This is a genomic window from Streptomyces sp. NPDC016562 (assembly GCF_043076955.1).
In the GTDB taxonomy this organism is placed as follows: Bacteria; Actinomycetota; Actinomycetes; order Streptomycetales; family Streptomycetaceae; genus Streptomyces.
Genome location: NZ_JBIBRZ010000005.1, coordinates 66,172 through 92,744, shown reverse-complemented (window position 1 = coordinate 92,744; position 26,573 = coordinate 66,172). Strand labels below are relative to the sequence as shown.

Here is a 26,573-nt window from a genome sequence, read left to right as displayed (position 1 = left end):
GAGTACATGTGCGTACATAAGGAGCGTAGCGCTTCGGCCTGGACGCGGCCCGGCCGTCGGGTGCCGTCGCTACCATCGGCGGCGTGAGCGACGACGTACCGCTGCTGGACGATCTGATGCCCTGGTCCGTGGGCGGCCTGCGCCTGGGCCGGGACTGGGTGGCCGCGCCCGATCCGGCCGCCCTGCGCGCCCGCTGGGCCGCTCTGACCGGCTGCGAAGGGGCCGAGCGGGAGCGCTTGTTCCGCCCGAGCCGCAGGCGCACGCCCGCCGCCGGGGCGGCCGCGCTGCCGGGCCAGCGCTCGGCGTCCACGGCCCGTTTCGCCGACGCGCCCGGGCCCTGCCCCGAGCCCGTACGGGTGCTGCGCGAGCCCTTCGACGAGCAGTGGCTCCTGCCGGACCAGCGGCTCATCGACACGGCACGCCCGGAGCTCTGGCGGGTCCGCGACGAGCACCAGCTGTTCACCGTCGAGACCCCGGAGCTTCTGGTCACCGCCCACCTCCCGACCGGCCGGCTCGGCCGGATCCGGCCGCTGCACCGGCGCCCCGGCGGCGCGGAGCCGAACCTCGCCCCCGGCCTGCTGGACCTGCTGGGCGAGCGCTACGGCGGCTGGGCCAGCCCCGAGGAGTTCCTCTGCTGGATCCTCGCGGCCGGCCGCCCGGGCCCGCGCGGGTACGAGGTCCCGCTCACGGCCGACCCCGAGCGCTGGCGGGCCGGGCTCCGGCTCGGCCACCGGCTGCTCGCCGTCCAGCTGCGCGGGGCCCGCGGTGAGCCGCCGCGACTGCCCGGCGGGCGCCGCCCGTACGTCCGCTCGGCGGTCGGGGCCTGGCCCGACGGGCTCGCGTACGACGCGGACAGCGAGACCCTGAGCCTCGGGAGCGGGACGGTGTCGCCCGTGCCGCAGAAGGCCTGGGAGTACGAGGCGCAGGGCGTACGGGTCCTGGAGGCCTGGTTCGCCGCGCGCACCGCGCACCGCGGCCCGGACGCCGACGGGCTGGAGGCGCTGGGTCCCGCCGAGTGGCCGCAGAGCTGGACCTCGGAGCTGCTCGCCCTGGTGACCACCCTGGCCCTGCTGGCCGATCTGGCCCCGGAGCGGGCCGCGTTCGAGCCCGGCCCGGGCCTGGCGGCCGGTGAGCTGCGCGCGGCCGGGGTGCTGCCGCCGCCGGCCCGGGCCCGGCGCCCGGCCTCGGTGCTGGACCACCAGGAGGAGGGCCCGGGCGGCCAGTTCGCCCTGCTCTGAGCGGCGCTAGGAAGGCGGGTCCGAAGCCGGGCCCGCACCCGAGGCGGCCCCCGGATCCCACGCCCCCAGCAGCCGCATCAGCGTGCGGTCGAACACCGCGGCCATGTCCAGCCCCGCGCCCGGGACCGGGCCGCCGGCCGTGACGGCCGCCGCCAGCCGCGGGTACTGCCCGGTGGCCAGGCAGGAGCCGAGCCAGGCCGTCCGTACGGCCTGTTCCTGCGCCTCGCTCCAGGGCAGCGACCGGGCGCGCTCGGCCAGCGCGAGCTCGCCCGTCACGTAGGTCGCGACGGTGCCGTTGACGGCGGCCACGAGTTCCAGTTTCTCGGCGTCGGGGACCTCCAGCGGAGCCAGGCAGTCCAGGCTGTGCTCCAGATAGCGCAGGGCGTTGGGGCTGAAGCCGTAGACGGGGCTCAGCAGGCCCGGCAGCCAGGGGTGGCGGTGCATCAGCGCGCGCGTCTGGCGGGCCAGGGCCAGCATGTCGGCCCGCCAGTCGCCGGTCGGCCGGGCGAACTCGTACTCCCCGCTGACGGCGTCGACCATCAGCTCGTACAAGTCCTCCTTGCGCGGCACGTAGTTGTAGAGGGACATCGTCCCGGCACCGATCCCGGACGCCACCCGGCGCATGGAGACGGCCTCGATCCCCAGGGCGTCGGCGACCCGCACCGCTTCGGCGGCGATCGACTCGCGGCTGTGCGCGGGCCTGGGTCCGCGACCGGTCCGCTGGGGGCGGGACCAGATCACTTCGGGTTCAGCGGGTCGACCGCCGGCTGTCATCGCTCAGATCACCTCGTCGTCTCGCCCCCATCTTAGTTACGTACACCGTACGCAATGCGGTAAGGTCCCGCACATGACCACTACGTACGCTGTACTTAGTGAGGGTCTGGAGAAGAACTACGGGGAGGTCCACGCCCTGCGCGGGCTCGACCTCGCCGTCGCCGAGGGCACGGTCTGCGGCCTCCTCGGCCCCAACGGCGCGGGCAAGACCACCGCCGTCCGGATCCTCACCACCCTCACCACCCCCACCGGCGGCCGCGCCCTCGTCGCCGGCCACGACATCACCCGCGACCCCGGCTCCGTCCGCCGCGCCATCGGGGTCACCGGCCAGTACGCCTCCGTCGACGGGGAACTGACGGGCCGCGAGAACCTCAGCCTGTTCGCGCGGCTCGCCGGACTGCGCGGCTCCGCGGGCCGGGCCCGGGCCGACGGGCTGCTGGAGCGCTTCGGCCTCGGCGAGGCCGCCGACCGGGTGGCCGGCACCTGGTCCGGCGGGATGAAGCGGCGCCTGGACCTGGCGGCGGGGCTGATCACCCGCCCCCGGGTGCTGTTCCTCGACGAGCCCACCACCGGCCTGGACCCCGCGGCCCGCGAGCAGATCTGGACGGCGGTACGGGAGCTGGCCGACGAGGGCACCACCGTCCTGCTCACCACCCAGTACCTGGAGGAGGCCGACCGGCTCGCCGGCGACATCGTGGTCGTCGACCGCGGCCGCGCCGCCGCCACCGGCACCCCGGCCGAACTGAAGGCGCTGATCGGCGCCTACGCGGAGGTCGCCGTCACGGCCCGCGAGGCGCTCGCGGGCGCCGCCGGGGTCCTGGACCAGCTGACCGGCGGCCGCCCGGTGCTCGACGAGGAGCGGCTGACGGTCGGGGTGAGCGTGCTCGACGCCGGGCTCACACTGCCCCGCATCATCCGGGAACTCGACACCGCCGGGGTCCCCGTGACGGACGCGAGCCTGCGCCCGCCCACCCTCGACCAGGTCTTCCTGCGGCTCACGAAGCGTTCCGGGCAGGCAGGGGACGCCGGGCAGAGCGGGCACCACGAGGAGTACGCCGCATGAGCACCCTGCTGTACGACGGCGGAGCCGTCCTCGTCCGCCAGCTGCAGAAGGCCCGGCACGCCCCGGGCCTGCTGATCCTCACGCAGACGATGCCGATCACCATGCTGCTGTTCTTCGGCTACGTGTTCGGCAGCGCGCTGGCCATGCCGGGCTCCGAGTACCGCGAGTTCCTGGTTCCCGGGCTGCTCGCCGCCACGGCCGCGAACGGGCTGATGGCGGGCATGTTCACGGCCGCGCAGGACGCCCACCGCGGGGTGACGGACCGCTTCCGGACCCTGCCCATGAGCCGTACCGCCGTCCCGCTCGGGCAGACTGCGGCCGACCTGCTCACCACGGGTCTGTCGATGGTGCCCCTGATGCTGGTGGGGCTCGCGATGGGCTGGCGGTGCGAGAACGGACTCCCGGGCGCGGCCGGGGCGTGGGGCGTGCTGCTGCTGTTCCGCTTCGCCACCGCGTGGGCGGGCACCTACCTGGGCCTGTTGAGCCGGAGCGAGGAGGCGGCGGGCCAGCTCGGCAGCGCCACCTTCATCCTGCCGATGCTGTCCAGCGCCTACCTGCCGACCGCCGGCCTGCCCGGGGGCCTGCGCGCGGTCGCGGAGTGGAACCCGATCAGCGCGGTCGCCACGGCGGTGCGCGCCCTGTGCGGCAACGCGGGCGGCGAGGTGGTGGCGGGCGCGTCCTGGCCCGTCGCCCACCCGGTGGCCGGGGCGCTGCTCTGGTCGCTCGCCCTGCTCGCGGTCTTCGTGCCGCTGGCCACGCGCCGGTTCGCACGCGGCCGGGACTGAGGGGACGCCCCCGTCGGGGGGTGCGGCGGGCGCCCGTCGCCGCGGGCGGGGTGACAGGATCCCGCCCGACCGGGTAGGCAGGGGCCCATGGCTACCGAACCGCACCCCCTGGACGGCATCACCGTCGTCGCCGTCGAACAGGCCGTCTCGGCCCCCTTCGCCACCCGTCAGCTCGCCGACCTCGGCGCCCGGGTGATCAAGGTCGAGCGCCCCGACGGCGGCGACTTCGCCCGCGCCTACGACACCGCCGCGCGCGGCCTCGCCTCGCACTTCGTCTGGGCCAACCGCGGCAAGGAGTCGATCGCGCTCGACCTGAAGGACCCGCGGGGCCGGGAGGTCCTGCACCGACTGCTGGCGGGCGCCGACGTCTTCGTGCAGAACCTCGCGCAGGGCGCCGCGGCCCGGCTCGGACTCGACTCGGCCGCGCTGTGCGCGCGTTACCCGCGGCTGGTCGCCGTGGACGTCTCGGGTTACGGAGCCGAGGGCCCGTACGCCCACAAGCGCGCCTACGACATGCTCGTGCAGTGCGAGGCGGGGCTGGTCTCGGTGACCGGCACCGCGGAGCAGCCCGTGAAGGCGGGCATTCCGGCGGCGGACATCGCGGCGGCCATGTACGCCTTCTCCGGGGTGCTCGCCGCCCTGCTGCGGCGCGGGGTGACCGGCCGCGGGGGCAGGGTGGAGGTGTCCATGCTGGACGCGCTCGCCGAGTGGATGGGGCATCCGCTGCACCACACGATGCACGGCGGGGAGCAGCCCGTGCGCACGGGCCTCGCGCACGCGGTGATCGCGCCGTACGACGCCTATCCGACGGCCGACGGGGACCGCGTGCTGCTGTCGGTGCAGAACGACCGCGAGTGGCGGCGGCTCGCCGGACAGGTCCTGGAACGGCCCGAGTTGGCCGAGGATCCGGACTACGCGACGAACACGGCGCGCACCCACAACCGCGAGAAGACGGACGCGGTGGTGGCGCAGGCGCTGGGCCGGCTGGACGCCGACGAGGCGGTGGCGCGGCTGGAGGCGGCGGGCATCGCCTGCGCGCGCCTGAACTCCGTCGCCCAACTGGCCGGGCATCCGCAGCTGGCGGCCCGGGACCGTTGGCGGGAGGTGGGATCACCGGCCGGTCCGCTGCGGGCCCTGCTGCCGCCGATCGGGCTGCCGGGCGGCGCGGCACCGCACATGGGTGCGGTGCCCGCGCTGGGTGAGCACACCGAGTCCCTCCTGCGCGCCCTGGGGATGGCGGGCGCGCAGATCTCGGAACTGCGCCGGGACGGTGTGATCGCTTAGGGCCGGGAAGCCGCGGCCCGGGGGCCGTCGGCTGCGGTGCGGGGACGGTTACGAACGGCGGCTGCCGAAGAGCGTGCGACGCAGGCGGCGCAGCGGCGCGAAGAGCGAGACGCGCGCGCTCCTGCTCCGCAGGCGGTGCGTGTGGTCGCGGGAGGTGAGCTCGCGCATCAGCAGCGTCGCCTCGGCGGTCTCCCGGTGCGGGACGGCGGGTCCGCCCAGCACGGCGAGATGGCGGTCGAGGCGCGAGCTGGTCGCACTGCTGCCGCAGGTGATGGCAGGCACGCGGGGCGGCCTGCTGCGCATTGCTATCTGTTCCATGTTCTCTCCCCACCCGTACGAGGGCACCCGGCCCGGGCAGGTTAACCCTATCGTCCCCGGATCGCCCTCGGGTATCCCGGTGGTGTGAATTACCCCTGCGGCTACGGGGAGTTGACGGTTACTCAGCGGAGTCGACAGTCACTCTCCGCACGGATGTCACGCTGCGGAGGGCCCCGCCGCGCGTCCCGTCACGACAGGAGCCACACGCCGCACACTGCGCTAACTTGGAGTGACTGCGCGATGACGCATCGGCGCACAGGAGCACTCGGGGGCTCGCGTGAGTGAGGAATCGAACTCCGGTCGTGTCGTCGCGGGCCGCTACCGGCTGCTCGAGGCGATCGGCCGTGGCGGGATGGGCGTCGTGTGGCGGGCCCGGGACGAGGTGCTGGCCCGTGACGTCGCCGTCAAGGAGGTGCGGGCGCCCGACGGACTGGACCCCGCCGAACTGCAGCGGATGTACCGGCGCCTGGAGCGCGAGGCGTGGGCGGCGGCCCGCATCGCGCACCGCGGGGTGGTCACGGTCTACGACGTGGCCTCCGAGGGCGGGCGGCCCTGGATCGTCATGGAGCTGGTGCACGGCCTCTCCCTGGCCGACGCACTGGAGGCCGAGGGGCCGATGAGCCCGCAGCGCGCCGCGCACATCGGGGAACAGGTCCTGGCGGCGCTGCGCTCCGCGCACGACGCGGGGGTGCTGCACCGGGACGTGAAGCCGGGCAACGTACTGCTCGCCAACGACGGCCGGGTGGTGCTCAGCGACTTCGGGATCGCGAGCCTGGAGGGCTCCTCGGCGATCACCATGACGGGCGAGGTGGTCGGCTCCCCCGAATTCCTCGCGCCCGAGCGGGCGTTGGGGCGCGATCCGGGGCCCGAGTCGGACCTGTGGTCCCTGGGGGTCATGCTCTACGCCGCCGTCGAGGGCGCCTCGCCGTTCCGCCGGGCCACCGCGCTGGACACCCTGCGGGCCGTGGTGGACGAGGAGTTGCCGCCGCCGCGCCGGGCCGGGCCGCTGGCCCCCGTACTGGAGGGGCTGCTGTGCAAGGACCCGGCCGAGCGGCTGCCCGCGGCGGAGGCGGCCCGGATGCTACGGATCGTGGGCGCGGGCGGGGCCGTACGGGCGTCCGGCGGGCCGGTGTCGGGGCCGGCCGCGGTGACGGGGCCGGTGGCGGGCAGGGGGCCGGACGCGCCGACCGTCCTCGCGCACGGCCGCCCGCAGGAGCCGGGACCGGCGCGGTACGGGCAGCCCACACCGCCGCTGCCCGGGCCCGGGCCGGTGGGCCGCGAGAGTCGCGAGAGCCGGGCGGGGACGGTGCTGGCCGTCGGGATCGTGCTGATGCTGCTCGCGCTGGTCGCGCTGGGGTGGCTGCTGCTGAAGGACCGGGGGAACGGGGACGGGGACGGCGGCACCCCGTCGGGCTCGGCGAGCACCGCGCCCTCCGTCACCACGAGCCCTTCCGCGCCCGCGTCCGCCTCGGCGTCGGCCTCCGTGTCGGCTTCGGCCTCGGCCGGGGAGGGGCAGTACGTCTCGGTGTACGTCGACGCCGTGCGCACCTCCTACACCGGAAGCTGCCCGCCGCCCGCCGAGCGGGCGCCCGCCTTCACCGCGATCGTCGAGGTGGAGCGCACTCCCGTGTCGCTGGAGTACCGCTGGGCCACGAGGAGCGGGCGGACCACCGGTCCCGGCTGGCAGTCCGTCACCTACGAGGAGGGCGGGCCGCGGAGCCGGCGGCTGGAGCACACCGAGCTCACGTACGCGCCGGACGCGACCTTCGAGGACGCGGTCCGGCTGGAGGTGCGGGGACCGGCGGAGGTGGCCACCCAGTGGGTGCCCACCTCCGTGACGTGCGAGAGGGCGACGCCGACCGGCGGGGCCTCCCCCTCCGGCGCGAGCCCGTCGCCGGCGCCGAGCCCGTCCCCGAGCCCGGCGTCGACCGACGGGGATCAGGCGGTCGAGGCGGATCAAGCGGTTGTCGAGACGGATCAGGCGGTTGTGGAGGCGGATCAGGCGGCGTTCGTGAGGACCGGCAGGTAACCACCGGAGTGTCCGGAGGCGGTCGGGTGGTAGGACTCCGGGACGTTCAGCCAGTTGAGGCTGTGCAGCCACGCGCTGCCGGAGCAGATCTCGTGGCCCGTGAAGGCGCCGACGACCGAGGCGTAGGTGAAGCCGTGGTCGGCGGCGCGCTTGGCGATGGCGGCGTTGAGGTGGTCGGCCGCGCCGTTGATGGCGGAGCGCTCGCCCTCGGTCAGCCCGGTCGTGCAGGTACCGGCCAGCTTGTAGAAGCGGGGATAGCCGATGACGACGACGTGGGCGGCGGGGGCACGGCTGTCGATGGCGTTGTAGACCTGGTCGAGCTGGCCGGGGAGGGTGGAGTCCACGTAGGCCTTGGCCTGGTTCACGCGGGTGATGCAGGAGGATTCGGACTGGAGCACACAGGTCGTCATGACGTCGGAGAATCCGGCGTCGTTGCCGCCCACGGTGATGCTGACCAGGTCGGTGCCGGAGTTGAGCGGGGCGAGCTGGTTGGCGAGGACGTCACCCGTACGGGCGCCCGAGCAGGCGGTGAAGGAGAAGGTCTGCGGGGCGTGGGCGGCGGCCCACAGGGCCGGGTAGGCGCGGGTGGTGCGCTTGCAGTCGCCGCTCGCGGTGTCGTAACCGCCGGCGCCGAGGCCGGAGGAGTACGAGTCACCGAGGGCGACGTAGCCGAAGTCGGCCTGGGCGGCGGCGGACGCCTGGCCGGCGCCGAACAGGGCGGCGCCCGCGGCGAGTAACAGGGAGGACGTCAAGGCGGCGAAGCGCGGCATTCTCTTGCTCATGGGGGTGCGGCTCCTTGTGGGGGTTACTCGGGAGTTACTCCTGAGTCCGTGGTACAAGCAGCCGGGCGTGGCTGGAAGTGTTCATGCCAAGAATGTTCGGGGAAGAGTTGTGGCCCGAATCTTCACTCCCGCATGCGTTTGAAGAGGTAACTCGGGCACCCGATCCGGCGAAACACGGGTGCACGCGGGCACCGCGTGCCGGATCATGGACGCCATGCCAGCCAACCCGCATGACGCGCTGCCGATCCGGCTCAATGTCGACGACAGCGATTCACCGTCGGATGTCGTGGACGCGCTGTTTCTCGGCCGTTTCGCCTCCGGTGAGCAGCCGTACTCGCACAGCGTGTCCATCGAGCGGGTCAAGGCGGAGGCCACCCTTCTGCCGCCCGGGGCCGCCGTGTTGCGCTCGGCGCGCGACAGCGACCGCAGCGCCACCCTCGCCGAGGGCGAGGGCTGGACCATGCTCGTCTCCCGCTGGAGCCGTGGCGCGGACGTCACGGTGACCGCGGTCAACGACGAACTCGCGCAGTCGGTGCTCGCCACCGCCACGGAGGGCGCGCAGGACGAGCCCGAACCGCAGCCCGAGAACGTCACGATGGGCTTCTGGTACGTCTCCCCGCGCCGCGGCCCGTACCGGACGACCCGCCAGATCGCGGCCGGGACCTGGGCGGAGGTGCGGCCCAACTACACCGCGCCGGTGGCCGGGGCCATGGACCGGCTGATGAAGCTGACGCCGGACGACATCGCGGGCCGGCTGCTCCTGCTGCACGGCCCGCCGGGCACGGGCAAGACCTCGGCGCTGCGGACGCTGGCCCGGTCGTGGCGGGACTGGTGCCAGGTGGACTGCGTCCTGGACCCGGAGCGGCTGTTCAACGACGTGGGCTACCTGATGGACATCGCGATCGGCGAGGACGAGGGCACGTCGAGGGGCCGTTGGCGGCTGCTGCTGCTGGAGGACTGCGACGAGCTGATCCGCGGCGAGGCCCGCCACACCGCCGGGCAGGCGCTGTCGCGCCTGCTCAACCTGACGGACGGGCTGCTGGGGCAGGGCCGCAACGTCCTGGTCGGGGTGACGACGAACGAGGACCTGGAGCGGCTCCACCCGGCGGTGGTCCGGCCGGGGCGCTGCCTGGCCCGCATCGAGGTCGGCCGGCTGACGCACCCGGAGGCCGTGGAGTGGCTGGGCACGGACGAGGGCGTGTCCCGCGAGGGGGCGAGCCTGGCGGAGCTCTTCGCCCTGCGGCGCGGCACGGGCCCGGCGGCGATCCTGCCGCCGCAGCCGCACAGTTCGGAGGCGGGGCTGTACCTCTAGGAGTACGGGGCCGTACCTCTAGGAGTACGAGGCCGTACCTCTAGCAGTACGGGGCGGACGAGGTCCGGGTCACTGGGCGTACCGGGCCCGGACGGCGTCGCCGGCCGCGGCCGTCGCCTCGGCCTGAGTCAGGCCGAGGCGGTGCACCCGCTCCGCGTAGGCCTGCGCGGCGGAGGCGGCCTCGCGCGACGCCGAGTCCCCCGCGGCCGCGACGAACGTGCCGTTGCGGCCCCGCGTCTCGATCACCCCGTCGGCCTCCAGGGCCCGGTAGGCCTTCGCCACGGTGTTGGCGGCCAGCCCCAGCTCCTGCGCCAGGCCCCGTACCGTCGGCAGCTTGTAGCCCGCCGGCAGCCTTCCCGACCGGGCCCGGTCCGCGATCTGCGCGCGCAGCTGTTCGTACGGGGCGGCCGAGCCGGCCGCGGTGTCGAGGGTGATCTTCAGGTTCGTCGAGGTCACGGGGTGATTCTCCCCCATGGCCCCTTAATTGGGAGGCGCCGGGCGCCAGCGCGCCCGTAGCGTCTGCCGCATGACCGTATCGATCCGCGACCTCCGGCCCGACGACCCCTCGGACGCCGAGTCCGTCGTCCGGGTACGGCGCGCTGCCCTGCCCTTCATGATCACCACGGCCGAGGGCGTGGCCTTCGAGCTCGCCTGCGCCCACCCCGCGAAGCACTACCGCCTGCTCGTCGCCGAGACCGCCGCGGGTGCCGTCATCGGCACCGCCCAGGTCGGCATCGCCCACGACAGCCCGCAGCCCGGCCAGTCGTACGTCAACGTCCACGTCGATCCGGCCCACCGCCGTCTCGGCGCCGGCACCCTCCTGCTCCGCGCCGCCGAGGCGCACCTCGCCGCACGAGGCGCGGTCGACACGTACGCCTGGGTCCTGGACGAGCCCGCCCACCGCGCCTTCGCCGAGCGCCACGGCTACCGCCCCAGCCGGTCCGCGCACTTCCTGCGCCTGGACCTGGCCGGCGCCCTGCCCCCGCTCCCCGAGGTCCTCCCGGCCGGGGTCGAGCTGCGCCCCGCCTCCGCCTTCGCCGCCGACCCCCGTCCGCTCTTCGAGGCCGACGCGGAGACGACGTCCGACGAACCGGGGGACGTGGCCGTCGAGTTCGACGACTACGAGGACTGGCTCGCGCACACCTGGAACAGCCCGGCCCTCGACAAGGAGCTGACGACCGTCCTCCTCGTCGACGGCGCGGTGGCCGCCTTCACGGCCGCCCAGACGGATGGAGCGACCCGCTACGCCACGGCGATGACCGGCACCCTGCGCGCCTTCCGGGGGCGTGGTCTGGCGAAGCTCGTCAAGAACGCGTCGCTGCACCGGGCCCGCGAGGCCGGGTACACCGAGGCCTTCACCGGCAACGACGCCGGAAACGCTCCGATGCTCGCCGTCAACGAGTGGTTCGGATACGAGATCTGCGCGAGCGAGACGCGTTACACGAGGAAGCTGGGGACCCGATGACCGAGCGACCGACCGGCCGACCGACCGCGCAACCCACCGCCCGGCTGACCGTCGTCCTGACCAAGGCCGGCCGGACCAAGATCCGCTATCCGGCGGCGCAGGTCGCCGACGACGGCGACCGGATCTCGGTGCGCGCCCCCTGGGCGGCCGACGGCGTCCGGGACTTCGGCTTCGTGCGGTTCGAGCCGGGCGACGTGTTCGTCGAGCACTTCTGGCGGACGCGCTGGTACTCGGTCAAGGAGGTGTGGACGGGCGACGGCGTCCTCAAGGGCTGGTACTGCGACGTCACCCGCCCGGCGCTGGTGCGCAACGGGGAGATCCACGTGGAGGACCTGGACCTCGACCTGTGGGTCTCGGCGGACGGGACCCTCGTACTGCGCCTGGACGAGGACGAGTTCGCCGAGAGCGGCCTCGCGACGAGCGACCCGGAGGCGGCCGCCCGGGCCGTACGGGCGCTGGACGCGCTGGACGACCAGGCCCGGACGCCGGCGGGTCTGGGCGCGCTCCTGGCGTAGCGGCGGCGCGTCAGAACACCGGGAGGGCGAGCAGTGACGTGCCGTCCAGGAGGAACACGCGGTTCGCGTCGGCCGTGAGCCAGTAGCGGTCGGGGTTCTTGATGAGGGGGAACACCCACGGCGGCCGGTTCTCGGAGGAGAGGTCGATGACGTTGACGCCGCCCTGGGTCTTGTTGACGGCGACCGACCAGAGGCCGTTGCCCTGTACGACGAGGGGGCTGGGCGGGTCGCATTCGAGGAGCGCGGTGTAGGCCCAGTCCGTTCCCTTGCCGGTGCGCAGGTCGACGCGCAGGGGGAACTTCCGGGCCGTCGCGTACACGTGGTCGCCGTGGATGGTCGGGGGTCCCCAGAAGACCGTGGCGGCGCTCGGCTCTTCGCGGTTCTCGGCCGACCAGATTTCCCTGCCGTCGAGGAGGTCGAAGGCGGCGAGGTTCTTCCCGGTCACGCACAGGATCCGCCCGGACAGGGCGAGCTTGGCCCGTTCGCCGTCGGACAGCTTGCGGTGGTCCCACACCGTGCGGCCGTCGGCCGTGTCGAGGGCGGCGACGGTGCCGTCCGCCGCCGCGACGACGAGCCGGCCCTCGGCCGCCAGGCCGCGCGAGGCGGCCTTCGTACCGAGGTCCGCGTCCACGTGGACGGTCCAGCGGACCTTGGCGTCGGACCGGCCGATGCCGCGCACCCGCCCGTCCTTGGTGATCACGTACACGGCTTCTTCGTCCGCCGCCAGGAGCGAGGCGGCCTCGGCGGGAGCCGTCCACTTGGGCTCCCCGGTCGAGGCGACGAAGGTCACGAGGGTGCCGTCGCGGTCGGTGGCCGCCACGAGCCGGTCGGAGAGGGACAGATAGCGGTGAGCGGCCACCACCTGAGGCGCCGACCACCGCAGGCTGCCGTCGACGACGCTGTGCGCGGCGATGCCGCCCTTCGCCGCCCCGACGACGAGGACGTCCCGTACGGGCAGGGGCGCGGGCGTGTCGTCCGAGAGCACCGAGGCGAGGCTCCACAGCGGGTCGGGGGTCTGGCCGAGGACGTAGTCGCCCTTCTTCGCGTCCAGGACGCGGGCCTGCGGGACTTGGGCGGCCGCCGGGATGTCGAAGGGCCCGCGACGCTCGCCCCTGCCGATCCACCAGGCGGCGCCGCCGCCGGCCGCGAGCACGGCTCCGCCGGCCGCGAGGCCGGTCAGCAGGCCGCGCCGGGAGAGGGGGCGCCGGGCGGCCGTGACCCCGCCCGGCAGCGTGGTCAGCCGGTGCAGGCTCTGCTCCCGGGTCGTGATGTCCTGCGCGATCGGGCCCTTGCGCCAGAGGCGTTCGGCGCCGCGGGGCGGGGCGAAGGCCCCGATGATCTGGTCCGGCAGGGGCCGCGCCGCCGGGTCCTTGGCCAGGCACGGACCGATCAGCGGCTGGAGCACGGGCGAAACCCGGTCCAGGCGCGGCGCGCCGTGGACGACCTCGTACTGCACGGCGGCGACGTGCGCGCCCTCGTAGGCGTGCTGCCCGCTCGCCGCGTACACCAGGACCGCGCCGAGGGAGAAGACGTCGGCCGGCGGCCCGACGCGCTGCCCGAGGACCTGCTCGGGCGCGCCGTAGCCGGGGGTGACCGGGACCTGGCCGGTGGCGGTGAGGGTGAGGCCGTGTTCGGGGCGGGCGATGCCGAAGTCGATGACGCGCGGGCCGGTCGCGGTGAGCACGATGTTGGCGGGCTTCAGGTCCCGGTGGACGAGGCCGGCGGCGTGGATCTCGCGCAGCGCGCGGGCGAGCGCCGCCGCCAGGGCCCGTACCGTCGCCTCGTCGAACGGTCCGTGGGCGCGGACGGCGTCGGCGAGGGTCGGCCCGGTCAGGAACTCGGTGGCGATCCACGGACGCCCGCCCTCCGTCCGGGCGTCCAGGACGCGGGCCACGGACCCGCCGGTGACCGCCCTGGCCATCTGGGCCTCGCGGACGAACCGCCCCGTGAGGTTCTGGTCGTGCGTCAGGTGGGGGTGCAGCACCTTCACGGCGGCGGCGTGCCCCGCGCCGTCCTGGCCGACGTAGACCTTGCCCATGCCTCCTTCGCCGAGCACGGCGAGGATGCGGTACGGACCCAGTCGGATCGGGTCTCCGGATTCCAGGGGCTTCATGGGGTGCGGCTTTCTGTGGGCTCAGTCGAGGGGGTACGCGGCGACGGACTCCTCGCCGAGGGCGATGAGGCGCCGGGCGGAGGGGTGGGCGAAGTACCGTGCCCTGGCGGCTTTGAAGGGACGGGACACGGCGCCGGTCCGCAGGTCCGCGGCCAGCAGTCCGGACGAGGCCGCGCTGTACGCGTACACGTGCGCGGTCCCGACCGCGGGCGGGGCGTCGAGGTCCTCGGGCCCGGCCCCGCCGCTCGTCTGGGCCCACCGCAGTGTGCCGCCGGCGGCATCGACCGCGATCAGGCCGCGGCCTTCCTCCACCGCGTACACCACGCCGTCCTTGACGGCCGGAGGGCTGAACCGCGCCTTCGGGGTCTGCCCCTCGAAGCGCCAGGCCACCTTGCCGTCGGCCAGGCGGAGGGCGAGGAGTTCGCCGGCCGACGGGTAGACGTGCCGGTCGTCCACGGCGAGGTGGGCCCGGCTGAACGCGGGCTGCTCGCCGTCGAGCGGCCGGTCCCACAGCGCCTTGCCCGTCCGCGCGTGGTGCACGGCCAGGCGCGGCCGGCCGTCCGCGGCCTGCTGGACGAGGACCAGGTACTCGCCCACGGCCTGGGCGCTCAGGACGTGCAGGCGCTTGGATCCGGCGGGCCGGGCGGGGAGCGGGACCTCCCAGAGCGTGCCGCCCGACCGGGTGTCGACGCCCAGCAGGAACCACGTCTGGTCCTTGCCGAAGCCGTCGCGGACGTCGGGGCCCCGGCCCGCCACCAGGTAGAGGGCGTCGGCCGTCGCGCAGAGCGCCTGCGTTCCGTAGAGGATCGCCCTCAGGTCCCCGCGTTCGCCGAAGGGAGCCCTGAGCCTGCCGGTGGCCGGGTCGACGGTGGACACCCTGAGGGGCCCGTTCTCGTCGAGGGTGTGGTCGACGGCGTAGATCTGCCGGCCGTCCGTGGCGGTGCGGCGGAGGAAGGAGAAACCGGGATCCGGCCACTTCACCGCTCCCGTCGCGGGATCCAGGCCCTGTACGGTGCTCTGCCCCACGAGGAGCAGTCCGTCCAGGAGGAGGGGCGCGGGGGGAACGAGCGGGTCGGCGTAGCTGGTCCCCACCTGCCAGAGCATGTCCCACGCGGGCTCCTTCGCGACGACGGCGGGGCCCTTCGGGCGGGCGGCGCCGTGACGGGCCTGCCAGACCCAGGCGCCGGCTCCGACCGCTGCCGCCCCGAGGACGGAACCGCCCCCGGCCAGGAACCTGCGGCGGGACAGGACGGAACCGGTGGCCGGGGCGGACGGGCCCGCCGGACCGGCGCTCGGGAGGGTCTGGGCGGGGGCGAGTTCCGGCGGGGCCGGGAGGCGGTGGGGCCGGGCGTGCCAGACGGCGCCGGCGCGGCGGGCGATCTCCGCGAGCAGGGGCTCGGGCAGATGGCCGGCGAAGGCTCCCGGTCCGGGGTTCAGCTGGGCGGCGAGTTCGGTGGTGGTGGGGCGGTCGGCCGGGTTCTTGCCGAGGCAGCGGGTCAGGACCGGGAGCAGGGCCGGGGGGACCCCGGTGAGGTCGGGCTCGGCGTAGCGAACGCGGTAGAGGAGGTCGGCGTGCCGGCCCGCGCCGAAGGGGCCGTGGCCGGCGGCCGCGTAGGTGAGGACCCCCGCGAGCGCGAAGACGTCCCCCGCGCTGGTGTGTTCCTGGCCGGTGGCCTGCTCGGGGGACATGAAGGCGGGGGTGCCCGCGGCGGTGCCGGTGCGGGTCAGGTGCGCGTCGCCGAGGGCGCGGGCGATGCCGAAGTCGATGACCTTGGGACCGTCCGCCGTGATCATGATGTTGGAGGGCTTGAGGTCGCGGTGGACGACGTCCGAGGCGTGGAGCTGGGCCAGGGCGGCGCACAGCAGGGTGCCCAGCGCGCGCAGCGCGGGCTCGGGGAGCGGTCCCGCGAGGGAGACGGCGTCGTCCAGGGGCGGGCCGAGCACGTACTCGGTGGCCAGCCAGGGGGTTTCGGCGAGCGGGTCGGCGTCGAAGACCCGGGCGCCGTGTACGGGGCCGATGACGCGGGCCGCGTCCACCTCCAGGCGGAAGCGGGTGCGGACGGCGGGGTCGGTGGCGATGCGGGCGTGCATCGTCTTCAGCGCTGCCGTACGGCCCGTGGCCGAGCGGGCGAGGTAGACGGTGCCCATGCCGCCGCTGCCCAGGCGGGCGAGGAGGCGGTAGGCGCCGAGCCGGTGCGGGTCGTCGTGGGTGAGCGGGGAGAGCATCAGCCGTCAGTCCAGGGAAGCGGGAGCGGGGAGTTCGGCCGCGAGGACCTGCGCCGACTGGCGCGCGAGCGCGGCCACCAGGGAGGCGGGCAGGGGAAGGGGGGCGGCCGCGTCCAGGACGGTGGCGGGGGCGCCCGCCACGGGCACGGCCGGCTCCAGGTGGGCCAGGACCTGGTGGGCCTGCGGACGCCTCCCGGGGTCACGGGAGAGGCATGCGGTGATCAACGCACGCAGCCCGGCGGGGAGTTCGTCGCCCTCGGGGACGGTGTGGCCGGTCGCCGCGTAGGCGAGTACCGCCCCCAGCGCGTACACGTCGCCCAGCGGGCGGGGCCGTCCACCGGCCGCTTGTTCGGGCGCGAGGCTGCCGGAGTCGAGGCCCGGCAGGCCGCCGCGCTGCTCACCGTCCGGCGCCGCGGCCCGTACCGCGCCGAAGCAGCTCAGCCGGGGGCCCTCGGTGGTGAGCAGGACGGCGGCGGGGGACAGACCGGCGTGCGTCACGCCCTGGGCGTGCGCGGTGGCCAGCGTCCGGGCGAGGGCGGCGCCCAGGGCCCGTACGAACGGCTCGGGCAACGGACCGCCGTGCGCGCGCAGGGCGGCGGGGAGCGGGAGGGCGGGGGCGTACGGCGCCGTGCACCAGGGGAGTTCCGCCGTGCCGCCGACCTCCGCGACCGGCAGGAACCCCGGTACCGAGAGCCGACGGGCACCCTCCGCCTCGACCGCCCAGCGGTTCGGGTCGGCATCGGTGCGCGGGAGGAAGGCGAGGAACGTGCGGTCGCCGTCGGCGCTGCGGGCGATGAACCGGCGGGCGGGCAGGCCCGGTTCGCGGTCCGCGTCGAGCCGGGCCAGGTTGCGGTGGGGCCCGCTCCGCTCGGGGTCGTCACGGCGCAGCGGTTCCATGCGCGTCTGTTCTCCCCCGGTGTGTGATGAGCAGGGGCCAGCCTACTCAAGCGCCGGTGCGCGGCCGGAGGGAGGTGCACAAGGCGGCCACGGCGGGCGCCGACGGCGGCCCTCGGCCCGCTTCCTGAGGCCCTCCTTACTGCCGCCTTAAGCCGACCCTAAGGATCTCCTCCGGCGGCCCGGATCGGGCGGAAGCCCTGGTCCGGGGGGCTAGCTTGGGCCGGGCCAGGACAGGAAGGGCCCGACGTGGCGCCGCCGGGGGGCGGCGCCGCGGAGCCCGATCCCGATGCCTCCGGCGCTCCCCCGCCTCGTGCCCGAAGGAGATCCACCCATGCCCGCACGCCGCACCGTGACCCGTACCGCCGGCAGCGCCGTCGTCGTCGCACTGGCCCCGCTCGCGCTCGCCGCGTACGCCGCCGCTCCCGCGGCCGCCCACGGCTCGATGACGGACCCGGTCAGCCGGGTGGCCGCGTGCTACGCGGAGGGCCCGGAGGCCCCGCGGTCGGCGGCGTGCAAGGCGGCGGTCGCCGCGAGCGGGGCGCAGGCCTTCTACGACTGGAACGCGGTCAACATCGCCAACGCGGCCGGGAACCACCGGGCTCTGATCCCGAACGGCCAGCTGTGCTCCGCGGGCAACGACAAGTACCAGGGTCTGGACCTGGCCCGGGCCGACTGGCCCGCCAGCACGATGACCGCCGGCGCGCACACCTTCCGCTACAAGGGCACGGCCCCGCACAAGGGTTCCTTCGAGCTGTACGTGACGAAGGACGGGTACGACCCGACGCAGCCCCTGCGGTGGGCCGACCTGGAGCCCGCCCCCTTCGCGAAGGTGACCGACCCGGGCATGCAGAACGGCGACTACGTCTTCCAGGGCACCGTCCCGGCCAAGTCCGGCCGCCACGTGATCTACAGCATCTGGCAGCGCTCCGACAGCCCGGAGGCCTTCTACACCTGCTCGGACGTGGTCTTCGGCAAGGACAACGGGGGCAGCGGGGGCAACGGCGGGAGCGGCGCCAACGGCGGCACGCAGACCGGCAAGCCCGGCACCAAGCCCACCGCGAAGCCCCAGCCGAGCTCCGCCCCCTCGGCGCCCACGGACCAGCAGATCGCCGAGGGCGCGGACAAGTCCACGGTGGAGCACAACGGGCACGGCGACAACGACCCGAAGACGAACGGCAGTACGGCCGTGCCGGCGGCCGTCGAGACCGCCACCGCCGCCGCGGCCCCGCAGGGCGACCACCTCGCCCAGACCGGCGGCAGCGGCGCCACCCCGTCGATCGCGATCGCCGGGGCCGGCGCCCTGTCCGTCGGCGCGGCCGTGCTGTTCGCCCTGGCTCGCCGCCGCGCGACGACCGGTGGCTCCTCCCGCCGCTAGCCGTCCGGCCGGAGGAGCGAGCCGGCGCCGCTAGTCGAAGACCGAGGCGCAGGTGGTCGGTTCGGCGTGCGCCGGGTCGAGGGCGTTGAGCGCCTCGTGCCAGGCGATCCGGTCGGTGATCCCGATGCCGGCGTGTTCCGAGAAGTCCAGGACGCACAGGTCCTGGAGCACGACGTTGCGGACGTTCGGGCCCTCGAGGAACTGGGTCCGGTACGGGGTCACCACCTCGTCGTACTTGGTCGCGATCACCGTGTACTTGACCCCCGGCACGGTGTCGCCGCCCTCGTTCAGCTTCTGCTGGAAGGGGGATCCGGCGATCTGGTCGGCCAGGCCCGGGGTCGCGGTGCTGATCAGGTCCTCGGCCCCGGGGAAGTACGGGAGGAGCTTGGTGAAGCCGAGCAGGGTGGTGCCGTGGTTGCTGGGCGCGAGGCCGACCAGGCTGTTCACCTTGTCGGCGCCGCCTAGGAACTTCAGGTAGTAGCGCGGCATCATGCCGCCCTGCGAGTGGCCGATGATGTCGGTCTCGGCGGAGCCGGTGGCGGCGAGCACCTTGTCGACGAAGACGTCGAGCTGGCCGGCGGACTTGTCGATGGGGCCGAGCCCGTTGAAGAAGGGGACGCCGGGCAGTTGCCCGTAGTCGAGCGAGTAGACGCAGTACCCGCGGTGCACGAGGTACGGCGCGAGGCCGAGCCAGTTGTCGACGGAGTTGCCGAAGGTGCCGTGCACGAGCACGACGGGGCGGGGGTGCGCGGCGGACGGCTTGCAGGACCAGTTGTTCCAGCCGCTGCTGGGTGCGGTCGTGGCCTGCGCCGCGCCGGTGGGGGCGACGAGCGCGGCGGCGGTCAGGGTGAGGACGGCCAGCGGGCGGAGCAGGCGTCTCCAGGGCAGCATCGTGTGATCTCCTTGCGGATCGACTCAAGGGGATGGGCGTGGGGGTTCGTCCCGTGATCCGGATCACAAAGGGGCGCTGCTGCCGCCAAATTACGGGTGAGTAGCAACACAGGGAAGTTACGCGTCGGTAAAAACTGGCGTGTCGCCGAGCCGGCGCCGTTCCTCCGTCAGGCGGCGAGCGTGCCGCGGCCGATCGCCCGAGGTCCGAAGCGTGCGCGGACCCGGTCCGTGACGGCTTCCAGGCGGCGGGCCTTCTCGTCCTCGGGGTCCAGGCTGAGCTGGTGCGCGGCGCGTTCGGCGGGGGTCAGGTCCTCGGCCCGCAGGGACAGCGCGCGGACCCGCGCCCGTTGCAGGCCGAGGCCCGCGTACAGGGCGTAGGCGGCCTCGGTCAAGGCGGCGGAGTGCGCGGTGGGTTCGGCCAGCTTGCGCGTGCGGGTGAGCGTGGTGCGGTCGGCGCAGCGCACGGTGAGCGAGAGGGCGCGGCAGACCTGCCCGCGGCCCTCCTCCTGTGTACGAAGTCGCGCGCCGAGCTCCTGCGTCAGCGAGAGCAGGGCCCGCCGGTGCCGCACGGGATCCAGCTCGTCCCGGTCGAAGGCGCGCTCGGCGGCGATGCTGCGGGCGGCCGCCCCCGGCTGGACGGGGGTCCGGTCGATCCCGAGGGCGCGCTCGTGCACCTCGCGCCCGAGCCGGGCTCCGAGGATCCGGCGCAGGGCCGCGGGTGGGGCGGCGGCGAGGCGGCCGACGGTGTCCAGGCCGTAGGAGCACAGGGTGCGGGCGGCCTTGGGGCCGACCCCGTCGAGGAGGATGACGGGCTGGTCCGCCAGGAAGTCCCGTACGGCGGCGGGCTCGTCGGGGATCACCCGGGTCTCCCCCGCCCGGGTCCCGCGGGCCGCCGCCCGGGCCAGCATGGGGTTGGCGGCCACGCCGACGGCGGCGTCCACCCCGTACAGGGCGAGCGCCCGGACCCGGATCACGGCGGCCAGCCGGGCGGCGTCGCAGCCGAAGTAGCGCAGCGCGCCCCGGACGTCGGCGAGGGCGGCGTCCGGCGGCAGTGCCTGCACGGCCGGGGTGATGCCGCCGAGCAGCGCGAGCACCCCGGCGTACGCCTCGGCCCCGAGCGGGCCCCCGTCGGCGGGGCGCAGCCGCAGGCACATCACGGCCGCGCGGGACCCGGCCCCCGCGTCTGCGGACCGGCCGGTGGTCATCCCGCGCTCCCCGGGCTGGAGTGCCACAGCTTGCGGCCGGTCGCGGGGCCGGCGCCGGGGGGCTGGAGGTCGGCCCAGGGGTTCATCTCGTACCCCGTGGAGAAGTGGATCCGGCGGCCCGCTCCGCGCCCGGCGGCCGCGGCGTCACCTCCACCGTCTCCCTCGCCGCCGCCGTCGCCGTTGCCGTTGCCGTTACCGTCCACGGACGCGGACGCGCTCGGCGCGGCCGGCGCGGCCGGTTCCGCCAGCCGGGCCGCGACCGCGTCCAGGCCGCCCGACGCCCGCAGTTCCACCAGCTCCGCCAGGTTCCACGCCGCCGCCCCGACCACGCTCAGGCTCTGCGGGCCCCGCCGCTGCACGACGCCCCGTACCAGCAGCAGGAAGGAGTGGAAGACGGTGTGCGCGCACCGCTCGTGGCTGTCGTCGAAGAAGGCCAGGTCGACCAGTCCCGTGCCGTCGTCCAGCGTCGTGAAGATGACCCGCTTCCCGGACCGGATCGGCGGGGTCTGGGTGGCAGCCTTGGCCCCCGCGACCAGGACGGTCCGCCCGTGAGCGGCGTCCCGCAGCCGGCTCGCCGGGATCACCCCCAGCTCGGCCAGGAAGGCGTGGTGGTCCGCCATCAGGTGCCGCGAGGTGTCCATGCCGAGGACGCCCAGCTCGGCGCTGAGCCGTTCCGCTTCGGTCAGGTCGGGCAGCCCGACGCGGGCCGTGGACCGGCCGCCCTCCAACGGGAGTTGAGCGCCGCCCCGGACCCCCGCCGCCCGCTGTGCGCCGTGCAGCTCGGTCAAGTGCAGCAGCAGATCGCGCCGGTTGGCGCCGAAGGAGTCCAACGCGCCGACCTGTGCCAGCCGTTCGGCGACCGGGCGCCCCGGGTGCGCCCGGTCCCAGAAGTCGCGCAAGGAGGTGTACGGCCGTCCGGCCGCGATCCGCTCGGCCTCGGCCTCGCTGATGCCGTGGACGTCGGTCAGCCCGAGGCGCAGCCCCCACACGGCGGGCGCCTCGGACACCAGTTCGATGCGATGGGCGACCGCGGACCGGTTCACGTCCAGCGGCAGCACCGGCACGCCCCGCCGCCGCGCGTCCGCCAGCAGCAGCCGCTTCGGGTACATCCCCGGATCGTGCGTGAGCAGCCCGGCGTAGAAGGCCGCCGGATGGTGCGCCTTGAGCCATGCCGACTGGTAGGTGGGCACCGCGAAAGCCACCGCGTGCGCCTTGCAGAAGCCGTACGAACCGAAGGCCTCCACGATCTCCCAGGTCCGGCCGATCACCTCCACCGGATAGCCCCGCTCGGCCGCCTTCGCCGCGAACCAGACCTTGATCCGCGCCTGCGACTGCGGGTCGGAGAGCCCGCGCCGCACCCGGTCCGCCTCGTCCCGCCCGCAGCCGGTCATCACGTGCACGATCTCGATGACCTGCTCGTGGAAGACCACCACCCCGTACGTCTCGCGCAGCGCGTCGGCCAGGTCCGGGTGGGGGAAGCTGACCGGCGCCCGCCCGTGCCGGGCCGCGATGAAGGGCCGCACCATGTCGGCGGCCACCGGCCCGGGCCGGAAGAGGGAGATGTCGACGACCAGGTCGTGGAAGGTCGACGGCTGGAGCCGGCCCACCAGGTCGCGCTGGCCCGGCGATTCGATCTGGAAGCACCCCAGCGTCTCGGCCGAGCGGATCAGCTCGTACGTGGCCCGGTCGCCCGGCGGCACCTGCGCCGGGTCGTCCAGGTCGAGCTCCTGCCCCGTGCCGCGCCGGATCTCCGCGACCGCGTGCGCCATCGCGGACTGCATCCGCACACCGAGCACGTCGAGCTTGAGCAGCCCGAGCTCCTCCACGTCGTCCTTGTCGAACTGGGACATGGGGAAGCCCTCCCCGCTGGTGGGCACCACCGGCGTGCGGGCGAGCAGCGAGGCGTCGGAGAGCAGCACCCCGCACGGGTGCATGGCGATGCCGCGCGGCAGCGCGTCGAGCGATTCGACGAGCTCCCACAGCCGCCCGTACGACTCGCCCCGTACGTCGCGCAGTTCGGGGAGCTCCTCCAGCGCGGCGCGGGCGTCGCGGGCCCGGATGTGCGGGAAGGCCTTGGCGAGCCGGTCGACGGCGGCCGGGTCCATGGACAGGGCGGCGCCGACGTCGCGGATGGCGTGGCGGACCCGGTAGGTCTCGGGCATGGAGACGGTGGCGACGCGCTCGGTGCCGAACCGGTCGATGATCCGCCGGTAGACCTCCAGCCGGCGGGCGGACTCCACGTCGATGTCGATGTCGGGCAGCACCCGCCGACGCTTGGACAGGAAGCGCTCCATCAGCAGGCCGTGCGCGACGGGGTCGGCGTGCGCGATCCCGAGCAGGTGGTTGACGAGGGAGCCGGCGCCGGAGCCGCGCGCGGCCACCCGGATGCCCATCTCCCGTACGTCGTCGACGACTTGGGCGACCGTCAGGAAGTAGGAGGCGAAGCCGTGGTAGGCGATGATGTCGAGCTCGTGGTGCATCCGCTCCCAGTACGCGCGGTCGTCCGCGTAGCCCCGCAGGACCATGCCCGCCGAGGCCCGGGAGGCCAGGACCCGCTGGGCGCTGCGGTGGGCGGCGCCGACGAGCCGGGCCTCGGGGAAGTGCACGGAGCCCATGCCGAGGTCGTCCTCGGGGTCCACGGAGCAGGCCTCGGCGGTGTGCCGGGTCTCCGCGAGCAGCCGCCTGGCGTCGGCGGGGCGCAGGCCCGCCGCCCGGGCGATCCGGTCGGCGGCCTCGGCCATGGCGGCGGGGTCCTTGAGCCAGCGCTCGCCGGTGTCGAGGGGGCCCCGGATGTCGATGGGGACCAGGCGGCGGGCCGCGTCGAGGACGTCGGCGACCGGGCCCTGGCCGGGGTCGGCGTAGCGGACGGCGTTCGTGAGCACGGCCGGGACGCCCTGCTCGGCGGCGAAGCCGACGGTACGGGCGGCCAGCCGCAGCGAGCCGGGCCCCGTGCCGGTGCGGCCGTGGTGGACGGCCTCCAGGCGCAGGGAGTCGCCGTAGACCTCCCGCCAGGGCGCCAGCAGCCGGGCGGCCCGGTCGGGGCGCCCGGCTGCGAGCGCCCGTCCCACCTCGGAGCCGGGCCCGAGCAGGACGAGGACGCCCTCGCCGCGCAGGGCGCTCCAGGGCAGCAGCGGGACCTCGGGGCTCCCCGCGTGGGCGGCGGTGACCATCCGGCACAGCTCGGCCCATCCGGCGGCCCCGTCGCGGGCCAGGAACACGGCCCGCGCGGCGGACTCGTCGAGGAAGGCCCCGCCCTTGACGGGGGTGCGCCGCCGGAACGAGGCCTCGCCGGCCGGGGCCCGGCCTCCGGCTCCGGTTCCCCGGGCACCCGTACGCGCGCCGCCCCGGGCGGAGCCGGTCGAGCCCCCCGACCCGGCCGGCCCCGCCTCGGACGACGCGGCGGGCGATACCGCCATGTCCACTCCGAACAGCGGCCGGATCCCCGCCGCCGCGCACGCCTTGGCGAACCGCACCGCGCCCGCCAGGGTGTCGCGGTCGGTCAGGGCGAGGGCGTCCATGCCCCGCTCGGCGGCGCGTTCCGCCAGCCGTTCGGGGTGCGAGGCTCCGTAGCGCATGGAGAACCCCGAAACGGTGTGCAGATGCGTAAAACCAGGCACCCGCGGCCTCCTGCTTCCCTCGTTGAACACCTCCTCCCCCTGTCTCCACCATAGAGCAATTCGAATACCCGTGCGAAACGCTTGTTCGATCGTCCGTGGGTCATCCGTTCGGCCCACCCCTGCTGCGGCCGGGCCCCCGCACGCCGAGCGTGTGAGCATGACCCAGCGCACCGAGAGCACCGACCCACGCCCGTCCCACGGCTTCCTCGCCGAGGTCAAGGACGCCGTGACCACCCGGGCGGCCCTGCTGGTCCTGGGAGTGCTGGTCCTCCAGCTCGCCTTCATCACCTCGTACATCGGGGCCTTCCACCATCCGAAGCCCAGCGAGATCCCGATCGCCGTGACCGCCCCCGCCGCAGCGGCGGCCGAGCAGTCCGTGAAGCAGCTCGCGGCCCTGCCCGGCAAACCGCTCGACCCGCACGCGGTCGAGGACGAGGCGACGGCGCTCGCGCAGATCAAGGACCGGGACGTCGACGGCGCTCTGATCGTCGACCCGGCCGGCACGACCGACAGGCTGCTGGTCGCCTCCGGTGGCGGAGCCTCGCTCTCCCAGGCCCTGGAGGAGATCGTGGGCCGCGCCGAGAAGGCCCGCGGCCGCACGCTCCGGGTCACCGACGTGGCCCCGGCCGACCAGGGCGACAGCCGCGGTCTGAGCTCCTTCTACCTGGTGGTCGGCTGGTGCGTGGGCGGCTACCTGTGCGCCGCCATCCTCGCGATCAGCGCGGGCGCCCGCCCGGCGAACGCCGCCCGCGCCTTCATCCGGCTCGGCGCGCTCCTCGCGTACGCGATCGCCGCCGGGCTGCTCGGGGCGGTCATCGCGGGCCCGGTCCTGGGCGCGCTGCCCGCCGGCACCCTGGGCCTGTGGGGGCTGGGCACCCTGGTCGTCTTCGCGGTCGGCGCGATCACCCTCGCCTTCCAGGGGCTGGCGGGCGTGGTCGGCATCGGCCTGGCGATCCTGCTGATCGTGGTGTTCGGCAACCCCAGCGCCGGCGGCGCCTACCCGTACCCCCTGCTGCCGCCGTTCTGGAGGGCCATCGGCCCGGCCCTGCCGCCGGGCGCCGGTACGTACGCCGCGCGCTCCCTCGCGTACTTCAAGGGCAACGACGCGGCCGCCCCGATGCTGGTGCTGTCCGCCTGGGCGGTGGCCGGCTCGGCCGTCACCGTGGCCTGCGCGGCGTTCCGCAGGGGCCGGCCGGGGGCCGCCGTGGGCAGCGGACTCCCCGACGACGCGCCCTCCGACGCTCGATGATTCCGCTCGAAGTGCGCCCTACCGCGCTCCTCCCCCAGCGCGCACAATCACCGTGACGACCCGAGTCGACCGTGAGGGAGGGAACGCGTGCGCAAGCAGGTGCGCGCCGCGGACGGACGCGCTCTGACCGTGGAGCGCTGGGGCGATCCGGACGGCAAACCCGTTTTCCTCCTCCACGGCATGCCCGGCAGCCGCCTGGGCCCGGCGCCCCGCGGCATGGTCCTCTACCAGCGCCGCATCCAGCTCATCGCCTACGACAGACCCGGCTACGGGGGCTCCGACCGCCACCCGGGCCGCACCGTCGCCGACGTGGCCCAGGACGTGGCCGCCGTCGCCGACGACCTCGGCCTGGAGACCTTCGCCGTGGCGGGCCGCTCCGGCGGCGCCGCGGGCGCCCTGGCCTGCGCGGCCCTGCTGCCCGACCGCGTCACCCGGACGGCGGCGATGGTGGGCCTGGCCCCCCGCGACGCGGAGGACCTGGACTGGTTCGCCGGCATGGCCGCCTCGAACGTGAAGGAGTACACCACCGCCTTCGACGACCCGGAGGAGCTCGCGGCCCGGCTGATCCCGCGCGCCGCCGGCATCCGCAAGGACCCCGGCCGGCTGCTGGACGAGCTGCGCCGGGACCTGACCGACAACGACCGCATGATCGTCTCGGACGCCGGGCTGCGGTCGATGCTGCTGCGCAACTACAGCGAGGGGCTGCGCCATTCGGCGTACGGGTGGATCGACGACCTGCTGGCCTTCATCCGCCCCTGGGGCTTCGACCCGGCCGACATCCGCGGGCCCGTGCTGATCTGGCACGGCGAGCTCGACGTGTTCTCCCCCGTGGGCCACTCCCGCTGGCTGGCCCGCCGCATCCCGGGGGCCACCACCACCTTCGAGCCGGCCGCCGCGCACTTCGCGGCCCTGCGCGCCCTGCCCGACGTACTGAACTGGCTGCTCCGCGAGCCGCCCGCCGACGGCCCTGCCCCCCGCGGCCTGACCCCCGGCCGCACCGAACAGCAGCCCGCCTAGGAACTCTCCGGCGACGGTCCGCCAGAAGAAATGGATCTTGCCATCCGGCGAACGGCCGAATAAGCCCCCTTGGAAATCCGTTGCCGTTGCTCTGGAACGGTTGACCAGGCGTCATGTCTGCGGTTGCCAAGGGGGTGTGGCCGAGTAAAGTCCACGCATGACGGCAGCGCGTCGCTGTTTGTCATACGCATGCCCATTCCACATGGCTTCCCCGAGGACGGTGTCGTGAACACTTCCGCAACCCCCCCGACCAGCACGGTCAAGGCCCGCCGGGTCCCGCTCACCAAGATCGACGTCCACACCGCCTCCGCGGTGTCGGCGCTCGGCCGCGTGCTGCCGACCGAATCCGGTCGTTCGGTGCAGTCGCCGATCTTCAACTCCGCGCTCTGACACCGAAGTAAGCGCTCTAGACTGGTGG

The 26,573-nt window shown here is 74.8% G+C and carries 22 protein-coding genes; 12 read left to right on the top strand and 10 right to left on the bottom strand.

Features of this window, described 5'->3' with window-relative positions; genetic code table 11:
- Nucleotides 1–116: 116 nt before the first annotated feature.
- Nucleotides 117–1,238, top strand: a complete 1,122-nt coding sequence (locus ACF059_RS22090) for a type ISP restriction/modification enzyme (RefSeq protein WP_392060326.1) — start codon at nt 117–119, stop codon at nt 1,236–1,238.
- 6 nt (nt 1,239–1,244) lie between these two features.
- Here the strand turns inward: ACF059_RS22090 and ACF059_RS22085 are convergent, their stop codons facing one another.
- Complete coding sequence (locus tag ACF059_RS22085) at nt 1,245–2,012, bottom strand: TetR/AcrR family transcriptional regulator (RefSeq protein WP_392059736.1); 768 nt, start codon at nt 2,010–2,012, stop codon at nt 1,245–1,247.
- 73 nt (nt 2,013–2,085) lie between these two features.
- Here ACF059_RS22085 and ACF059_RS22080 point away from each other — a divergent pair, with 73 nt between their 5' ends.
- The 3 genes from ACF059_RS22080 (at nt 2,086) to ACF059_RS22070 (ending at nt 5,144) form a co-directional block, all read left to right on the top strand.
- Nucleotides 2,086–3,075, top strand: a complete 990-nt coding sequence (locus ACF059_RS22080) for an ATP-binding cassette domain-containing protein (protein ID WP_392059733.1) — start codon at nt 2,086–2,088, stop codon at nt 3,073–3,075.
- Nucleotides 3,072–3,860, top strand: a complete 789-nt coding sequence (locus tag ACF059_RS22075) for an ABC transporter permease (RefSeq protein WP_392059730.1) — start codon at nt 3,072–3,074, stop codon at nt 3,858–3,860. The genes ACF059_RS22080 and ACF059_RS22075 overlap by 4 nt, the downstream gene beginning before the upstream one ends.
- 87 nt (nt 3,861–3,947) lie before the next feature.
- Nucleotides 3,948–5,144: a CaiB/BaiF CoA transferase family protein gene (locus ACF059_RS22070; RefSeq protein ID WP_392059727.1), complete on the top strand. Its 1,197-nt coding sequence runs from the start codon at nt 3,948–3,950 to the stop codon at nt 5,142–5,144.
- 48 nt (nt 5,145–5,192) lie between these two features.
- Here the strand turns inward: ACF059_RS22070 and ACF059_RS22065 are convergent, their stop codons facing one another.
- Nucleotides 5,193–5,462 (bottom strand): hypothetical protein, encoded by a 270-nt coding sequence (locus tag ACF059_RS22065; protein WP_076046471.1) that lies wholly within the window; start codon nt 5,460–5,462, stop codon nt 5,193–5,195.
- A 277-nt stretch (nt 5,463–5,739) separates the two neighbouring features.
- Between ACF059_RS22065 and ACF059_RS22060 the strand changes: the two genes are divergently transcribed.
- Nucleotides 5,740–7,491 carry a serine/threonine-protein kinase gene (locus ACF059_RS22060; RefSeq protein WP_392059724.1) on the top strand — a complete coding sequence of 584 codons (1,752 nt, stop codon included), beginning with the start codon at nt 5,740–5,742 and terminating at the stop codon, nt 7,489–7,491.
- Here ACF059_RS22060 and ACF059_RS22055 read toward each other — a convergent pair.
- Nucleotides 7,461–8,273, bottom strand: coding sequence for an SGNH/GDSL hydrolase family protein (locus ACF059_RS22055; RefSeq protein ID WP_392059721.1), 813 nt, complete (start codon nt 8,271–8,273; stop codon nt 7,461–7,463). The genes ACF059_RS22060 and ACF059_RS22055 overlap by 31 nt on opposite strands.
- 214 nt (nt 8,274–8,487) lie before the next feature.
- Between ACF059_RS22055 and ACF059_RS22050 the strand changes: the two genes are divergently transcribed.
- Nucleotides 8,488–9,585 (top strand): DUF5925 domain-containing protein, encoded by a 1,098-nt coding sequence (locus tag ACF059_RS22050; RefSeq protein ID WP_392059718.1) that lies wholly within the window; start codon nt 8,488–8,490, stop codon nt 9,583–9,585.
- Nucleotides 9,586–9,654: 69 nt separating this feature from the next.
- Here the strand turns inward: ACF059_RS22050 and ACF059_RS22045 are convergent, their stop codons facing one another.
- On the bottom strand, nt 9,655–10,059 hold the full coding sequence (locus ACF059_RS22045) for a GntR family transcriptional regulator (protein ID WP_392059715.1): 405 nt from the start codon (nt 10,057–10,059) through the stop codon (nt 9,655–9,657).
- Between the two features lie 52 nt (nt 10,060–10,111).
- On the opposite strand from ACF059_RS22045, the gene ACF059_RS22040 reads away from it, so the two are divergent.
- The gene (locus tag ACF059_RS22040) at nt 10,112–11,050 is read left to right on the top strand and encodes a GNAT family N-acetyltransferase (protein WP_392059712.1); all 939 of its coding nucleotides are present in this window, start codon (nt 10,112–10,114) and stop codon (nt 11,048–11,050) included.
- The gene (locus ACF059_RS22035; protein ID WP_392059709.1) at nt 11,047–11,565 is read left to right on the top strand and encodes a DUF402 domain-containing protein; all 519 of its coding nucleotides are present in this window, start codon (nt 11,047–11,049) and stop codon (nt 11,563–11,565) included. The genes ACF059_RS22040 and ACF059_RS22035 overlap by 4 nt, the downstream gene beginning before the upstream one ends.
- A 10-nt stretch (nt 11,566–11,575) precedes the next feature.
- On the opposite strand, the gene ACF059_RS22030 is transcribed toward ACF059_RS22035, so the two are convergent.
- Genes ACF059_RS22030 through ACF059_RS22020 form a run of 3 tightly spaced genes read right to left on the bottom strand, consistent with a single transcriptional unit; the run spans nt 11,576 to nt 16,801 of the window.
- On the bottom strand, nt 11,576–13,678 hold the full coding sequence (locus tag ACF059_RS22030; RefSeq protein WP_392059706.1) for a PQQ-binding-like beta-propeller repeat protein: 2,103 nt from the start codon (nt 13,676–13,678) through the stop codon (nt 11,576–11,578).
- 21 nt (nt 13,679–13,699) lie between these two features.
- Nucleotides 13,700–15,904, bottom strand: a complete 2,205-nt coding sequence (locus ACF059_RS22025; protein ID WP_392059703.1) for a PQQ-binding-like beta-propeller repeat protein — start codon at nt 15,902–15,904, stop codon at nt 13,700–13,702.
- Between the two features lie 6 nt (nt 15,905–15,910).
- Entirely contained in the window at nt 15,911–16,801 is an 891-nt protein-coding gene (locus tag ACF059_RS22020) for a serine/threonine protein kinase (protein WP_392059700.1), read from the bottom strand.
- A gap of 331 nt (nt 16,802–17,132) precedes the next feature.
- Here ACF059_RS22020 and ACF059_RS22015 point away from each other — a divergent pair, with 331 nt between their 5' ends.
- Nucleotides 17,133–18,176 (top strand): lytic polysaccharide monooxygenase, encoded by a 1,044-nt coding sequence (locus ACF059_RS22015; protein ID WP_392059697.1) that lies wholly within the window; start codon nt 17,133–17,135, stop codon nt 18,174–18,176.
- 30 nt (nt 18,177–18,206) lie between these two features.
- Here ACF059_RS22015 and ACF059_RS22010 read toward each other — a convergent pair whose 3' ends face one another.
- From ACF059_RS22010 to ACF059_RS22000, 3 genes are all read right to left on the bottom strand, one after another.
- Nucleotides 18,207–19,067, bottom strand: coding sequence for an esterase/lipase family protein (locus tag ACF059_RS22010; protein WP_392059694.1), 861 nt, complete (start codon nt 19,065–19,067; stop codon nt 18,207–18,209).
- Nucleotides 19,068–19,234: 167 nt separating this feature from the next.
- Complete coding sequence (locus ACF059_RS22005; protein ID WP_392059691.1) at nt 19,235–20,272, bottom strand: hypothetical protein; 1,038 nt, start codon at nt 20,270–20,272, stop codon at nt 19,235–19,237.
- Nucleotides 20,269–23,889 (bottom strand): DNA polymerase III subunit alpha, encoded by a 3,621-nt coding sequence (locus ACF059_RS22000; protein WP_392059687.1) that lies wholly within the window; start codon nt 23,887–23,889, stop codon nt 20,269–20,271. Before ACF059_RS22000 ends, ACF059_RS22005 begins: the two co-directional genes overlap by 4 nt.
- Before the next feature lie 157 nt (nt 23,890–24,046).
- Here ACF059_RS22000 and ACF059_RS21995 point away from each other — a divergent pair, with 157 nt between their 5' ends.
- The 3 genes from ACF059_RS21995 (at nt 24,047) to ACF059_RS21985 (ending at nt 26,545) form a co-directional block, all read left to right on the top strand.
- Nucleotides 24,047–25,138, top strand: coding sequence for a DUF3533 domain-containing protein (locus ACF059_RS21995; RefSeq protein ID WP_392059684.1), 1,092 nt, complete (start codon nt 24,047–24,049; stop codon nt 25,136–25,138).
- Between the two features lie 87 nt (nt 25,139–25,225).
- On the top strand, nt 25,226–26,155 hold the full coding sequence (locus ACF059_RS21990) for an alpha/beta fold hydrolase (protein WP_392059681.1): 930 nt from the start codon (nt 25,226–25,228) through the stop codon (nt 26,153–26,155).
- 225 nt (nt 26,156–26,380) lie between these two features.
- Nucleotides 26,381–26,545, top strand: coding sequence for an FXSXX-COOH protein (locus ACF059_RS21985; protein WP_360887843.1), 165 nt, complete (start codon nt 26,381–26,383; stop codon nt 26,543–26,545).
- Nucleotides 26,546–26,573: the final 28 nt, after the last annotated feature.

Bases quoted from the DNA above. Each gene is read 5' to 3' on its own strand.
- ACF059_RS22090 (WP_392060326.1), top strand. From the start codon at position 117: ATGCCCTGGTCCGTGGGCGGCCTGCGCCTGGGCCGGGACTGGGTGGCC.
- ACF059_RS22085 (WP_392059736.1), bottom strand. From the start codon at position 2,012: ATGACAGCCGGCGGTCGACCCGCTGAACCCGAAGTGATCTGGTCCCGC.
- ACF059_RS22080 (WP_392059733.1), top strand. From the start codon at position 2,086: ATGACCACTACGTACGCTGTACTTAGTGAGGGTCTGGAGAAGAACTAC.
- ACF059_RS22075 (WP_392059730.1), top strand. From the start codon at position 3,072: ATGAGCACCCTGCTGTACGACGGCGGAGCCGTCCTCGTCCGCCAGCTG.
- ACF059_RS22070 (WP_392059727.1), top strand. From the start codon at position 3,948: ATGGCTACCGAACCGCACCCCCTGGACGGCATCACCGTCGTCGCCGTC.
- ACF059_RS22065 (WP_076046471.1), bottom strand. From the start codon at position 5,462: ATGGAACAGATAGCAATGCGCAGCAGGCCGCCCCGCGTGCCTGCCATC.
- ACF059_RS22055 (WP_392059721.1), bottom strand. From the start codon at position 8,273: ATGAGCAAGAGAATGCCGCGCTTCGCCGCCTTGACGTCCTCCCTGTTA.
- ACF059_RS22050 (WP_392059718.1), top strand. From the start codon at position 8,488: ATGCCAGCCAACCCGCATGACGCGCTGCCGATCCGGCTCAATGTCGAC.
- ACF059_RS22045 (WP_392059715.1), bottom strand. From the start codon at position 10,059: ATGGGGGAGAATCACCCCGTGACCTCGACGAACCTGAAGATCACCCTC.
- ACF059_RS22040 (WP_392059712.1), top strand. From the start codon at position 10,112: ATGACCGTATCGATCCGCGACCTCCGGCCCGACGACCCCTCGGACGCC.
- ACF059_RS22035 (WP_392059709.1), top strand. From the start codon at position 11,047: ATGACCGAGCGACCGACCGGCCGACCGACCGCGCAACCCACCGCCCGG.
- ACF059_RS22030 (WP_392059706.1), bottom strand. From the start codon at position 13,678: ATGAAGCCCCTGGAATCCGGAGACCCGATCCGACTGGGTCCGTACCGC.
- ACF059_RS22025 (WP_392059703.1), bottom strand. From the start codon at position 15,904: ATGCTCTCCCCGCTCACCCACGACGACCCGCACCGGCTCGGCGCCTAC.
- ACF059_RS22020 (WP_392059700.1), bottom strand. From the start codon at position 16,801: ATGGAACCGCTGCGCCGTGACGACCCCGAGCGGAGCGGGCCCCACCGC.
- ACF059_RS22015 (WP_392059697.1), top strand. From the start codon at position 17,133: ATGCCCGCACGCCGCACCGTGACCCGTACCGCCGGCAGCGCCGTCGTC.
- ACF059_RS22010 (WP_392059694.1), bottom strand. From the start codon at position 19,067: ATGCTGCCCTGGAGACGCCTGCTCCGCCCGCTGGCCGTCCTCACCCTG.
- ACF059_RS22005 (WP_392059691.1), bottom strand. From the start codon at position 20,272: ATGACCACCGGCCGGTCCGCAGACGCGGGGGCCGGGTCCCGCGCGGCC.
- ACF059_RS21995 (WP_392059684.1), top strand. From the start codon at position 24,047: ATGACCCAGCGCACCGAGAGCACCGACCCACGCCCGTCCCACGGCTTC.